The organism is Neobacillus vireti (genome assembly GCF_036962345.1).
In the GTDB taxonomy this organism is placed as follows: Bacteria; Bacillota; Bacilli; order Bacillales; family Cytobacillaceae; genus Neobacillus; species Neobacillus vireti_A.
In genome coordinates, this window is the sequence record NZ_JBALNB010000009.1 from 23,562 (window position 1) to 36,575 (window position 13,014).

Genomic DNA, 13,014 nt, shown 5'->3' on the forward strand with positions numbered 1-13,014 from the left:
TTCATTCCTCCACTTTTTTAATAGTTTGATTACATCCATACCAAATAATATCTAATTTATCAGCTCTTGCTGCGAGATCTTGATAGGCCCAGCCTGTGATATCCCTCCATACTCTATCTTCTCTGTCCACCGGGACAATTCCTTTTGAAATATCAGTACCGATAACTACTAGTTTTCGCTCGGGCTTTTCCTGTTCCCACATCCACCACTGATTAATGGTTTGATTCCAAATTTCACGACATCTGTATGAGTCATTGGTTTTCGTTAAATCCTTTACCCAACTTTCAATCCCTTCTAAAACGAGCAAATCACAGTCTATTTGAAAAATATCTGTTGGTAAGGGGGTCTCCTGATATGCCGAAATCCATAAGGCTGTATCTCCGTACGTTTTTTTTACCCATCCTCTTTTACCGTTAAAGGCACCTCCTGTAATGAAATGCACCTCTCTCCCCTCCTTAATGCTTTGCGAGCAAAAATAAGCTCATAGCCTTGATTATGTGGTGTTTGCCAGCTCCAGAAATCTCTTTGTATTGGTGCAAATTTACTTAATAAATACCGAATAACTCCGCCATGGGTGACAACACTACAGCTTTTATGGTTACCTCCGAGCATTTGTTGTGAGATCAATTCCCACCCAATGTCCACTCTTTTTGTGAAATGTTGAAAGGTTTCTCCCCCTGGTGGACTAGTAAAAAAAGGATCAGACAGCCATTTCTGATAAACCTCTTCATCTATTAAGTCATCATAGGTTTTTCCATCCCATATACCAAAATTCATTTCTCGTAATTCTGGTAAGATTGTTACTTCATCTTCCGGAAAAAGGAGCTTTGCTGTCGTTATACATCTTTGCAAATCACTCGAAAAATAAAGCTCATATCTGTTACTTATCGCAATCCTCATTGACTCAGGACATAAGGGTGAATCCTTCCAGCCTAAATAAGCTTTACGTTTATTTTCTTCTGTCAGCCCATGACGAAATAATGTAATAACCACAGTGTCATCCATAAAACCAATTCAGTCCCTTCTACAGCTGCACCTAAAACATCGCCTGTTATCCCGCCAAACCATTTAACAGCCTTTAGACGACAAAAAAGGAGAAAAACGAAGGCAGCAAGTATTAAAGTGGCAATCGGCTGTCCTCCATTAATGTAAAAGGCTAGTGCTAGTAGCCCTATAATATACACTGGATAGATCCATAATGCCTTGGGGGTGGCAGCATGTTGGAATAAAGCACCTAATCCATCCTTTTTCGCAGATTTCACTGTTACCAGCAGAACACCCATCACACTTTTACTCAAAAAGGGAATGGCCGCAATCAGAATATAAGATAAGAAATGAACATATTCTGTAATCTCATAGATAAAAAGAAAACGACAGCTTAACAAAACAATGACAGAAATGACACCAAAAGCCCCCGTTTGAGGGTCCTTCATAATCTCAAGCCTTTTCTCTTGATCCCGGTAAGAAAAATAACCGTCACTCGCATCCATCCAGCCGTCCAAGTGTATTCCACCGGTTAGTAGAATGGTGGTAAGCCAGAGCAGGAATGCTGTAGCCAAATTGGAAAAAGGAGTAAATTCCAAAAGAAAATAAACGAGCAATGCGTAAATAAACCCTTGAATCAATCCGAGTAAAGGAAAGGCTTGGACTGCTTTTTTTAAATGTGGTTCATCCATAGGTAATTCAAGTGGAACTGGAACTGCCGTAAAGAATTGTATATCTATTAATAGGCCCTTCAGTAGTTTGTTCATGCTGAACCCCACTGATGGATAATCTCTTTTAACCGATCATAGTTTAAGTGTGCTTTCATTTGCGAGGCGATGTCATCATACTTTTTATCTTTAAAATCATTTATTGATTTAACTTCTTTTGTCGGCAATCCTTTGCTTTTGCGAATCAAGTTTAACCATTGAGTTCTCCAATGGTCATTATGGAAAAGATGGTGAAGATAGGTTCCAATAATTTGACCTTTCTTGCTAAAATAGCCTTCTCCAGCACCATTCCCCAGCCTTAAAAAGGAACAACCTGATTGGTGCAATACCGTCTTCCCTAAATGAATTTCATAACCCTCGACCTGAACATTTGCTTGTAAGCCTGTATCTTCATGATACTCACCAGTCACTCTAAGAGTATCCTTCCTTTGATGAAAGATTGTCCGACCTGGAATATATCCCAATCCTTTTTCATGATTGTTTTTTATTCCCGTATCTGATCCAGCTTCATCAATTATTTCTTCACACAAAATTTGATATCCTCCACAAATGCCGATTATATATCCGCCCTTCTGAATATGACTGCTGATTAAAAGATCTAGCCCCTTCTCTCTTATCGTATTCAAATCATGGAATGTGCTTTTTGTTCCGGGAATAATGACAGCGTCTGGATTTCCGAATTCAGATTCATGCTTTACCCACCTTATCGATACATCCTCTTCATACAAAAACGGTTCAAAGTCGGTATAGTTTGAAATAAAAGGAAGCTGAATGACCACTATATCTAAATTTCCTTTTCTCTTGTTTGAAAATTGTTCGTTTAATGACAATGAATCCTCCGCATCAATCATGTGATTCTCAACATATGGCATCACACCTAATACTGGAATGCCTGTTTTCTTTTCAAGCCATTGAATCCCATCTTCAAATAGGCTGATATCGCCACGGAATTTATTAATGATAACTCCTGCTACTCTTTGTCTTTCGTGAGGATCTAATAACTCGAGTGTACCTACAATACTAGCAAAGACGCCGCCTCTATCTATATCAGCTACCAGCACAACTGGCACATCTGCAAGTTCAGCAATCTTCATGTTGACAAGCTCTCGATCTTTTAAATTGATTTCAACAGGACTTCCAGCCCCTTCGATCACCACAAGCTCGTATTGCTTCTCTAAGTGTTCCAATGACTCTCTTATTACTTCAAGTCCCTTATCATAAAACGTTTCCCGGTACCCTCTTCCAGAAAGTGTTTTTAATACCTTCCCTAATAACACAATTTCCGACTCTTGATTCGATCGGGGCTTTAATAAAATCGGATTCATCCAAACATCTGCCTCAATCTTTGAGGCTTCTGCCTGAATCCCTTGTGCTCTACCAATTTCTTTTCCATCTCTCGTCACATAAGAGTTATTGGACATATTTTGTGATTTAAAGGGTACAACCTTTACACCCTCATTGGCGAACATCCTGCAAAGTGCCGTCACAATGAGGCTCTTGCCAACATCAGAAGCGGTTCCTTGGATCATCACTCCTTTCACGACCTCATCCCCTTCATTAAGATTGGTACACCCATTTCCACCAAATAGGCTTGATCGGCAGCACTCACCAACTGCTGATGAATCTGTCCAAGCAATTTACCATACGTAAAAACCAATTGATTTTTAGCTAAGTGTTCATGAAATACTTCATTACTAACAACAAGTAAAACTTTTCCAGTATTCCGTATTTCATTTATCCCAGTCACGATATTTTCCTTCACTTCATTTAAAAAGGACGCATCCCATTGTTGATTAACAGCAAACAATTCATTGTTTAATAGAGTTGTAACACAATCTAGTAAAATAATATCCTGACTGCCAAACATATTCGCTATTTCCCCAATATGTGCAGGCTTCTCGATTGTTCTCCAATTTGACTCACCTATAGATCGATCCTGCTGATGCTTACCAATTCGTTCCCGCATTTCTTGGTCGGATGCAATACCGGTTGCAAGGTAATTTAAATTTCCGCCCTCTTTTAATGCCAGGTCAACCGCCATTTTTTCAGCAAAGCTGCTTTTCCCGCTTCTTACCCCTCCGGTAATGAAGATGAATGAAGGTGACGCCATTCTTTTAACACCTCCATTAGCTTACTATTTTCTTCCTTGCTCTTTATCGCAAAGCGAAGCCAATTTCCATCCAACCCAGGAAAATTAAACGTATGGCGGGGAATGATTTCTTTTTGAATAAGAAATTCAAAAAGGTCCATCTGCCCCTCGAGATAAGGATCTCGTAGTAAATAAAAATTGACTTTGGAAGGCGTAAACTCAAAATGATATTGCTTATAAAACGACAGTAACCGCTCTCGTTCTTCCCTAATATAGCTTTGAGTCTTTTTAATAAATTCATTATTTACAATACATAGTTCACCAGCCAGTAAGGCAATGCTATTGATACTCCAATGCGGCTGTAGTGCACTAAGTTCAGTAACGATGTTCGAAGCTGCAGCCAAATAGCCCAGCCTTAGACCTGGAATTGCAAACATCTTTGTCAATGAGCGGATAATGATTAATTTAGAAAACCTATTTATGTAAGGGATAAAGGAGTCATAGTCTATTAAAAAATCATAGAAAGCCTCATCCAATATTAAATAGCAATTTTGCTTTTCACATTCCTCCAGAATAGAAAGAATCGTTGATTTTGTATAGTGAATGCCAGTTGGATTATTCGGATTACACAAAAATAGGGCCTCCGCATTCAATAGGCTTGTTTGTAAATCATCTAGATTTAACTCGAAATTCGGCCCCTTTAATTGATGGTATTGAATTTCACACTGATTAGCACGACAAGCTGTTTCATATTCAGAAAATGCTGGTTCGATTACAACGATCTTTTTTCCTGAAAGATACCGTGCTACTAGTGAAATCAGCTCAGCGCCGCCATTTCCAATTAAAATTGAATCGACAGATATTTGTTCCTTTTCAGCTATCCTATCCTTAAGCCTAACTGCTAACGGGTCAGGATAAACCATAATTTCATTATAAAAATCGTTCCACTTCTCCTTTAAATCAGACGGTGGACCAATTGGATTGATATTGGCACTGAAATCGATAAACTGCTTGGGGAGTGTTCGCCCCATCGCCTTAAAAAGGTACTGTGGATTGGAGCCATGTGAAGGCAAATTCAAGTGTCATCCCACCTATCCATAAAAATAGAATAAATAATAAAACTGTCTTACCCATAACTCGATTAGCCAGAATAATATGATCGGCTTGAATGGAGTTTATTGCTTCCCCCATCCTGGCACGGTTCGAAACGATTCCTTTGTAATAATTGATACCGCCAAGTTGAATCCCCAATATAGCTGCAACAGCTGCTTCACCCCAGCCGCTGTTAGGGCTAGGATGTTTTTTTGCGTCACGAATAAGAATGGTCCACGCTCTTTGATACCTTATTTCCAAAGGCTTTGTACCAAGCAGCATAAGAATCCCTGTTATACGGCTTGGAATCCAATTCATCACGTCGTCCCATTTAGCAGAAGCCCAGCCAAATTCTTTAAATCTTTCATTTAAATAGCCTGCCATTGAATCACAGGTATTCGTTGCCCTATAAACCATTGCGAGCGGTGCCCCGCCTATAAGTGCCCAAAATAACGGTGCCGTCACCCCATCACTTGTATTTTCAGCAACCGTCTCAATAGCTCCACGAGCAATTTCACCTTCATCAAGACCTTCGGTGTCCCGGCCGACGATATAGGATAATTTTATTCTTGCTGAGGGCAAGTCTCCTCTGCCTAATGGTTCATACACCTCAAGAGCTGCTTGTTTCAAACTTTTCTGAGCAATGGTGGTCGCAATGATGATACCTTCCACCGCTATACCCACAACTGGATGAATCTTATAACTGATTACAACTACTATTAATACGGTAGAAAATGCAATCAATAAAACAAAAAGGAGCATTGCAACCCCTTTTAACTTTTTATTCTTTCCTGTGTTTAATCGTTTTTCAAAAAACGCAATCATCGACCCTATCCATCTTACAGGATGCGGCCAATTGGGTGGGTCTCCTACAAATATGTCAATAAAATAGGCTAAAGTTATGGCTATTAAATGATAGACGATCATACTTGTTTCCTTTTTTGAGATTTTAGAATGGCCTCTGACGTGCATTCGTATACGGCTTTTCCAATCATTTTTCCTATTGGTGTAATGGTACCAGCATACTCCAACCTTTCTCCAACCTGTGTTGCGGCAACTAAAATACTATCCGTTGAAGTACCACTAGCAATGGTGCCTGTCACCCGGTCCATTACTTCTAAATCGTGAAGCGCCTTTGTTTTTGCTTCTGTAGCGGTCATAATACTTTGAATAAATGCCTCTTCTGTTAATTCACCGTTAATGAATATCCATGTATTAATGGTGCCAGGCACACTCCTGTAGGAATGTTGATCACTTTTTGAGGCATCCACAGCGTTTCCTACTCCTGCCGTGATGACTACGAATAATGAAAATCCGTCCTGTTCAAAAAATTTGTAGATTACATCATCAAGGATCACTGCCGTCATCATTCCTACGGTTTCAGATGGTTCAAACCCATTTGATTTTAGAAAGTCTGCCATTTCTTGGCGATGATCGCTGCAATTGTAGTCCTTATCAACATGTCGATTAACAAATGTATGATGCCAGCCAGTTCCTGAACCAATCACTCCCGATGACATGGTCCGTAACGGAACAGTGGCCTTTAGCTGGATAAGCTCATGGGATTTTTCCAGCATTTCTTCATTTATTTGAACACTTTCCGTTTCCGTTTTGTACGCAGGCAATAACATTAATTGTGGTGCAGCTACTTTAGGATGTGGCTGCTTCTGAATTTCTGTATGATATACCTCGCGTATTCTTTCTTCCCTTAGAACCTCGTTCGGGATATGATTGATATGGATGTTTCCGTTTTCGAGCAATAGGATTCTGTCACAATATAAGCCTGCGAGATTTAAATCATGAAAGATAGATAGGACTGTCAAACCACTTTCTGTGGTCCAATATTTGAGTAAATCTAGCAATTCCTTTTGATAAGACAAATCCAAATGATTTGTAGGTTCATCCAGCAATAAAATTTTAGGTTCTTGTGCAAGCGCCTGAGCCAGAAAAACCCGTTGTTTTTCTCCCCCAGATAATTGCTGAATATTTTTATTTTGAAAAGCTGATATCCCTGTCTGCTTCATCACTTTTTGAACGATTTCCTCGTCTGAATCTTCCCATGTTTGAAACCAGCCCTTTTGGTGTGCGTATCGACCAAGAGAAACCGTTTCTTTTACTGTATATGAGAATGATTGCGACGAATGCTGAGATAAAACCGCAACAATTTGTGCCAGCTGTTTGGTACTATAATCCTGTATCTTTTTTTCCCTAATATAAATGTTACCTTTGGTAATTGGCAGGATACCGCTGATCATTTTTAAAAGAGTGGTCTTTCCGCTTCCATTCGGCCCCACTATCCCAAATAACTCTCCTGCTTGGACTTCAAAGGAAATTTCCTTCACTACTGCTTCATTCGAATATCCACCAGAAACCTGTTGAACGTTTAGCATGCTTTATTCACTTCTTTCCTTCCTTCTTCTTTGCAAAAGGATTAATGCAAAAACTGGAGCACCAACTAATGCAGTAATGACCCCAATGGGTAACTCGACAGGAGAGATAATCGTTCTCGAAATGAGATCTGCCAAGATTAAAAATCCACTGCCTGTTATAATCGATAAAGGGAGTAAATGCCTATGATCCGGTCCCCATAATAATCTCGATAAATGCGGAATTACCAGGCCAACAAAACCAATTGTGCCTGAAACCGCAACAGCAGCTCCTGTTAAAATGGATCCCGCAGTCAAGATCATCAGTTTTCTTTTTTGAACATTTACACCTAAATGCTGTGCACGTTCTTCCCCAAAGGACATCGCATTTAATTCCTTAACATTAAAAATAAGTATCGCCGATCCTAAAATAAAAAATGGCAAAATAATCTTTATGTATTCCCAGCCTCTCATGGAGACACTTCCCAAAAGCCAGCCAATAATTTGTCTTAACTCATCACCTGTTAATGCAATCATGAGCGAAATGATTGCACCAAGAAAAGAACTAAAAATAATGCCTGTTAAAATAATGGTTTCAACCTTCATGGAACGTTCAATTTTGCGGGCAAAAGCAAGTACAAAAAAAATGGTAAGAAATGAAAATAGAATACTTAATAATGGCAGTGTAAATGAACCCGCAAATGGAATGGAAAGTTGAAAAAACAAAGTCAACACAGCTCCGACCGAGGCTCCAGAAGATACTCCTAACGTATAGGGATCTGCTAATGGATTCCTTAGTAGACCTTGAAAAGCTGCTCCTGCAATTGCTAGAGATGCCCCTACGATTCCAGCTAGTAAAACCCGTGGTAAACGAATATTCCAGACGATACTTGAGAACATAGGATCGATTTGATCAAGTGAAATAATTCCAACTAATTTTGCGGCAATAATTTGAAGAATAGTAAAGATAGGAACCGAAACGGTTCCTATTGATATTCCTAATAATAATGAAAGAACGAGGAAGCTTCCTGCTGCCAGATAAGCTATGAACTTATTATTTAAAAACTTCTGGATAGACAGCTTTTGCAAGTTCCTCTACTCCTTCTACAATCCTTGGACCTGAACGTGTTACGCGATCAGAATCGACATCAATAACTTGCTTGTTTTTAATCGCATTCACATTTTCCCATCCTGCTCTCTCTAAGACAGTTTCCACAGCTTTATCATCATAAAATCCGTAAGTAGTAATGATTACATCTGGGTTCCGTGTAATCATCGCTTCTTCATCTATTTTAATCCAGCCTTCTTGATCGTTTGCAATATTCTCGGCATTGATTAGACCGATCATGTCATCCATAAAAGTGTTTTTCCCTGTAGTAAAAATATCCGGTGCAGGTGAAACCTCAACTAGTACCTTTTTCTTTTCCGTTATTTTTGCAGCTTTGTCTTTTATTTCAGCCAATTTAGCTTGCATATCTTTTATTAGGCTGTCCGCTTCTTTTGTTGCACCAGTAGCTTTCCCTATCATGGCAATGGAATCATAAACTCCATTAAAAGTTTGTGCATCATTCACAACTAAGACAGTTATTCCAGAATCTCTTAACTGTTGAAGTCCTTCTGTTATGTTATGGGCAGTTGACGCGTGGGCTAACACTAAATTGGGCTGTAATGAAATAATCTTTTCAATATTTACAGTCAGGTCGCCAATTTTCTCTTTGGCCGTAACTTCTTCAGGATAATTATCAAAATTGGAGACTCCAACAATTTCTTCTCCAAGTCCTATGGCAAAAGCAATCTCTGTATTACTTGGGATTAATGATACAATTTTATCCGGCTTTTGATTAATGGTTACTTCATCATCTAATGCGTCTTTTATGGTAACCGGAAAAGCAGTTTCCGCAGTTTTACTAGTATTCCCAATGTTCTGCTCTTTCACCTGTTCTTTTTGTTCCCCACAGGCTGCTAATACTCCTATTGTTAACATTAGCAGAAAAAGAAGTGTAGTTAATTTTTTCATTGTGTTTCCTCCTATGTAGTAATCTCATCATATAAAATATGCAGCCAAAAATTTATAAAAAAACATCTCTACGGCAGCGTAGAGATGTTGGTTTGAATAGATCCATACAAAATGTAAAATGATTCTAGTCGTCCACACCCCTATCCTCGTAGGTGTCTTTGGCGCACAAGAATTAGGCAGGTTTCCTGGCTCATGGTCATTGCTTCCTGCGTCTTCCCATCATCTGACAGTGACAATTTGCAGGTTGCTCCCATTTACAGTGGCGGGACCGCGTTGGCTTTTAACCAAACTTCCCTTTTAAGCTAAAAATTCTTGATAGAATTTCAGCACCTATTCAATAATATTTTATTATGATAAACCAATTATATAGGAAAGCGGAATAAATGGAATCTTTTTATTACAAAATTCTTCATAAAATTTATTATTCAAAGCTTCTGCATAAGTTTGCCATTTCAATGGCTCCAGTTGCAGAATCCCAGCCTTTATTCCCCGCCTTCGTTCCAGCACGCTCAATAGCCTGCTCGATGGAATCCGTTGTTAAAACACCAAAAACAACAGGAATACCGCTGCTTAGGGTAATTTTAGAAACACCCTTGGCCACTTCACTGCAAACAAAATCAAAATGTGGTGTGGAACCACGAATTACCGTCCCTAATGTAATAACCGCGTCATATTTTTTGCTATTAGCCATTTTTTGAGCAATTAATGGAATTTCAAATGCACCTGGCACCCAAGCGATGTCCACGTCTGTTTCGCTTACCCCATGTCTTTTTAGAGCATCCTGTGCACCGCTAAGTAATTTACTCGTAATAAACTCATTAAAACGCCCAACTACGATTCCTATCTTTAAACCAGAACCTACTAAATTACCTTCATAAATATTTTTCATTTTTTTACCTCCGATTATTCTTGTAGTTTATTTTAGATTAACATTTTCCTTTTGTATTTCCATTTGCAAAGGAACAGTTTCTACCACTTCAAGATCGTATCCCATTATTCCTTTTATTTTCTTTGGATTATTGGTTAATAATTTCATTTTTCTAACCCCTAAATCCCTTAATATCTGAGCGCCAATACCAAATTCACGTAAAACATCTTCATTTCCATTGCCTAGGGCAGCATCCTGACTCTCTTCTTGGAGCTTGTATGTCCGCAATTTATTTACTAAGCCGCTATCCTGACGCATATAAAGAAGGACTCCATTGCCTTCTTGTTCAATTTGGCTTAAGGCAGCATGTAACTCTGATTGGCAATTACAGCGGAATGAACCAAAAACATCCCCAGTTAAACATTCTGAATGAACGCGTATTAGAATAGGGGCATCAGGATTTAATTCTCCCTTTACTAAAGCAAGATGTTCTTTTCCATCGATCACATTTGAATAACCAACAGCCTTAAAATCACCAAATTCTGTTGGTAAATTTATTTCAATTTCGCGGTTGACCAGCTGTTCTTTATTATTGCGATATTCAATCAAGTCTTTAATGGTAATCATTTTAACTTTTAGATCATCGGCAATTTTTCTTAATTGAGGAACACGAGCCATGGTTCCATCTTCATTCATAATTTCACAGATGACTCCCGCAGGCTGAGATCCGCATAATTTAGCCAAATCCACTGCAGCCTCAGTGTGTCCTGTTCTTCTTAAGACTCCACCTTTTTTCGCAATTAACGGGAAAATATGACCAGGTCTCATAAAATCTGAGGGCTTTGCCTCTGCGTCAAGCATGCGTAAAATGGTAGTAGAACGCTCAAAGGCTGATATTCCCGTAGTCGATGATTTATGGTCAATACTAACGGTAAAGGCAGTACCATGTGCATCTGTATTGTTTGAAACCATAGGAAATAATTCTAATTTCCGTGCTAACTCCTCATCAACAGGTACACAGATTAAGCCTCTGCCGTGTGTTGCCATTAAATTAATTACTGCTGGAGTAGTTTTTTCAGCCAAGGAGATAAAATCACCTTCGTTTTCTCTGTCCTCGTCATCACAAACGATGATGACCTTGCCGTTTTTTAAATCCTCTAACGCATCTTCTATAAGATCAAACAAGTCTTTCTCCCCTTTCAATTTAAAAATATGAGCTGTTGACTATGTATTTAAAAAAATCCATGTTCTTCCAGGAATTGCGCACTAATACCTGAGGGACTCTTTTTGTTCACGTTACCAGAACCTGCCGATAAGAAATGACCTACATACTTGCCAATCATATCGCATTCTAAATTGACAATATCACCGGAATCTTTTAGACCGATAATACTTTCTGATAAGGTGTGGGGAATAAGGGATAAAGTAAAGGTATCATCACTTACTCCAAATACAGTCAGGCTTGTACCATCTACAGTAATGGACCCCCTAACGATAATATACCTGAGTATGTCAGACGGGGCTTCAATTTCATAATAAATGGCATTTTCGAGTTGCTTTTTACTCTTGATCACTCCAGTTCCATCAATATGACCAGAAACAAAGTGACCTCCAAACCTTCCCCCAGCTGCCATTGCCCGTTCAAGATTCACTTTGGATCCCCGCTTTAGTGCGTTTAAGCTGGATGCTTTTACCGTTTCAGGCATAACATCTACAGTAAACTGCTTGTTAGAAAAGCTAGTGACCGTTAAACACACGCCATTAACAGCTATGCTGTCACCAAGGTGGACATCTTCTAATATTTTTTTTGCCTCAATTGTTAGTACAAAAGATGTTCCTGTTCGTTGGATATTGGCTACCATTCCTAATTCTTCAATAATACCGGTAAACATAGTTTTTACCTCCCTTCCTAATATTTGCAATGATGGCAAAAATCTTTCATACCGATTTATAGTTAAAATAAAAGGACCCTGAAGAAATAAAGCTCTTCAGGGTCCTTGGAAAAGGCAATAAGAAAATAGGGGTTAAAAAAGGGTATACTACTCCCTTGGTTTAAACCTGACTTTTTTCCTTCTCCCATCCAGACTTTAACTGTCGGCTCTGGATTTTCACCAGATCCACCGTTTAACGTACGTTAAACGGGTCACGGACTAAGAAGCTAGAGCTTCATCACCGCCGGTTGGGAATTACACCCGACCCCGAAGGAATTATTCAACTATATGATTGATTATACCTTATACTAGTTAAAATTGCGAAAAGTTTGATTAGGAAACCCCTCTCTATTTGTTCAATATTAATAGTCATTGCCATACGTCTTAATAGGAAGGTAAAGTTCAAATTGAGTGCCGTTATCTATATCACTATGGTTTTGTTTTAATATTTCTAAACTCAAGGCAGAGTCATCCAAATCATAGCCATACTCTTGCATCCATACCAACACTTGTTGATATGTACTTTCAACTTCGGCCAAGGTACCATTGTGTGAGGTACGAACATAATTTTTGCGAGGTATCGTAAACCCTATCATCCCTTCAGGAACATTTTCTAAGGTTTCCACTGGTGTCGTTACATAACAGGTCAATTCTGTTTCTCTGCTATGGAAGGGAGCGATTAAGATCGATTCATTCGTCTGGTTAGGCACTTCACCCTTCCGTTCTTTCATAACCTCAACTAAATCAGGAATGGTATTTAATTGTGAATACGTGCCATTCCACGAAATTCCAACTACCTTTATCTCATCTTTTTCGAGCACTTGGATCTTCAAACCTATTCCTCCTCTATTTGCATTTATATCTCTATTATTCTTACATAAACCCCGAAAATCCTCCCGAAAAACGACAACATCGGTAAATAATTTACCTGTTTTCCAG

At 38.9% G+C, this 13,014-nt stretch carries 14 protein-coding genes and 2 riboswitches; all 14 genes read right to left on the reverse strand.

Annotated features, from left to right (window positions below):
- Nucleotide 1: 1 nt before the first annotated feature.
- Nucleotides 2-442, reverse strand: coding sequence for a bifunctional adenosylcobinamide kinase/adenosylcobinamide-phosphate guanylyltransferase (locus V7108_RS10830; RefSeq protein WP_335568224.1), 441 nt, complete (start codon nt 440-442; stop codon nt 2-4).
- Nucleotides 394-993, reverse strand: coding sequence for a histidine phosphatase family protein (locus tag V7108_RS10835; protein ID WP_335568225.1), 600 nt, complete (start codon nt 991-993; stop codon nt 394-396). The genes V7108_RS10830 and V7108_RS10835 overlap by 49 nt, the downstream gene beginning before the upstream one ends.
- Complete coding sequence (gene cobS, locus V7108_RS10840; RefSeq protein WP_335514205.1) at nt 963-1,751, reverse strand: adenosylcobinamide-GDP ribazoletransferase; 789 nt, start codon at nt 1,749-1,751, stop codon at nt 963-965. The genes V7108_RS10835 and cobS overlap by 31 nt, the downstream gene beginning before the upstream one ends.
- Nucleotides 1,748-3,253 carry a cobyric acid synthase gene (locus tag V7108_RS10845; protein ID WP_335514201.1) on the reverse strand — a complete coding sequence of 502 codons (1,506 nt, stop codon included), beginning with the start codon at nt 3,251-3,253 and terminating at the stop codon, nt 1,748-1,750. The genes cobS and V7108_RS10845 overlap by 4 nt, the downstream gene beginning before the upstream one ends.
- Nucleotides 3,250-3,822, reverse strand: coding sequence for a bifunctional adenosylcobinamide kinase/adenosylcobinamide-phosphate guanylyltransferase (locus tag V7108_RS10850; protein WP_335568226.1), 573 nt, complete (start codon nt 3,820-3,822; stop codon nt 3,250-3,252). The genes V7108_RS10845 and V7108_RS10850 overlap by 4 nt, the downstream gene beginning before the upstream one ends.
- A complete protein-coding gene (gene cobD / locus V7108_RS10855; protein WP_335568227.1) occupies nt 3,783-4,880 on the reverse strand; it encodes a threonine-phosphate decarboxylase CobD in 1,098 nt (365 codons plus the stop codon). Before cobD ends, V7108_RS10850 begins: the two co-directional genes overlap by 40 nt.
- Complete coding sequence (gene cbiB / locus V7108_RS10860) at nt 4,837-5,820, reverse strand: adenosylcobinamide-phosphate synthase CbiB (RefSeq protein ID WP_335568228.1); 984 nt, start codon at nt 5,818-5,820, stop codon at nt 4,837-4,839. The genes cobD and cbiB overlap by 44 nt, the downstream gene beginning before the upstream one ends.
- Nucleotides 5,817-7,283, reverse strand: a complete 1,467-nt coding sequence (locus V7108_RS10865) for a heme ABC transporter ATP-binding protein (RefSeq protein ID WP_335568229.1) — start codon at nt 7,281-7,283, stop codon at nt 5,817-5,819. Before V7108_RS10865 ends, cbiB begins: the two co-directional genes overlap by 4 nt.
- A gap of 3 nt (nt 7,284-7,286) precedes the next feature.
- The gene (locus V7108_RS10870; RefSeq protein WP_335568230.1) at nt 7,287-8,348 is read right to left on the reverse strand and encodes a FecCD family ABC transporter permease; all 1,062 of its coding nucleotides are present in this window, start codon (nt 8,346-8,348) and stop codon (nt 7,287-7,289) included.
- Nucleotides 8,314-9,276: an ABC transporter substrate-binding protein gene (locus V7108_RS10875; protein WP_335568231.1), complete on the reverse strand. Its 963-nt coding sequence runs from the start codon at nt 9,274-9,276 to the stop codon at nt 8,314-8,316. The genes V7108_RS10870 and V7108_RS10875 overlap by 35 nt, the downstream gene beginning before the upstream one ends.
- A 158-nt stretch (nt 9,277-9,434) precedes the next feature.
- Nucleotides 9,435-9,625: riboswitch (cobalamin riboswitch) on the reverse strand.
- 72 nt (nt 9,626-9,697) lie between these two features.
- Nucleotides 9,698-10,165, reverse strand: coding sequence for a 6,7-dimethyl-8-ribityllumazine synthase (gene ribH / locus V7108_RS10880; RefSeq protein ID WP_335514179.1), 468 nt, complete (start codon nt 10,163-10,165; stop codon nt 9,698-9,700).
- Nucleotides 10,166-10,192: 27 nt separating this feature from the next.
- Nucleotides 10,193-11,329 (reverse strand): 3,4-dihydroxy-2-butanone-4-phosphate synthase, encoded by a 1,137-nt coding sequence (ribB, locus tag V7108_RS10885; protein ID WP_335568232.1) that lies wholly within the window; start codon nt 11,327-11,329, stop codon nt 10,193-10,195.
- Between the two features lie 47 nt (nt 11,330-11,376).
- Complete coding sequence (gene ribE / locus V7108_RS10890) at nt 11,377-12,036, reverse strand: riboflavin synthase (RefSeq protein ID WP_335514173.1); 660 nt, start codon at nt 12,034-12,036, stop codon at nt 11,377-11,379.
- A 172-nt stretch (nt 12,037-12,208) separates the two neighbouring features.
- A riboswitch (FMN riboswitch) is annotated at nt 12,209-12,354 on the reverse strand.
- 83 nt (nt 12,355-12,437) lie between these two features.
- Nucleotides 12,438-12,908 (reverse strand): GyrI-like domain-containing protein, encoded by a 471-nt coding sequence (locus V7108_RS10895; RefSeq protein ID WP_335514170.1) that lies wholly within the window; start codon nt 12,906-12,908, stop codon nt 12,438-12,440.
- Nucleotides 12,909-13,014 lie beyond the last annotated feature (106 nt).

Bases quoted from the DNA above. Each gene is read 5' to 3' on its own strand.
- cobS (WP_335514205.1), bottom strand. From the start codon at position 1,751: ATGAACAAACTACTGAAGGGCCTATTAATAGATATACAATTCTTTACG.
- V7108_RS10850 (WP_335568226.1), bottom strand. From the start codon at position 3,822: ATGGCGTCACCTTCATTCATCTTCATTACCGGAGGGGTAAGAAGCGGG.
- cbiB (WP_335568228.1), bottom strand. From the start codon at position 5,820: ATGATCGTCTATCATTTAATAGCCATAACTTTAGCCTATTTTATTGAC.
- V7108_RS10865 (WP_335568229.1), bottom strand. From the start codon at position 7,283: ATGCTAAACGTTCAACAGGTTTCTGGTGGATATTCGAATGAAGCAGTA.
- V7108_RS10875 (WP_335568231.1), bottom strand. From the start codon at position 9,276: ATGAAAAAATTAACTACACTTCTTTTTCTGCTAATGTTAACAATAGGA.
- ribH (WP_335514179.1), bottom strand. From the start codon at position 10,165: ATGAAAAATATTTATGAAGGTAATTTAGTAGGTTCTGGTTTAAAGATA.
- ribE (WP_335514173.1), bottom strand. From the start codon at position 12,036: ATGTTTACCGGTATTATTGAAGAATTAGGAATGGTAGCCAATATCCAA.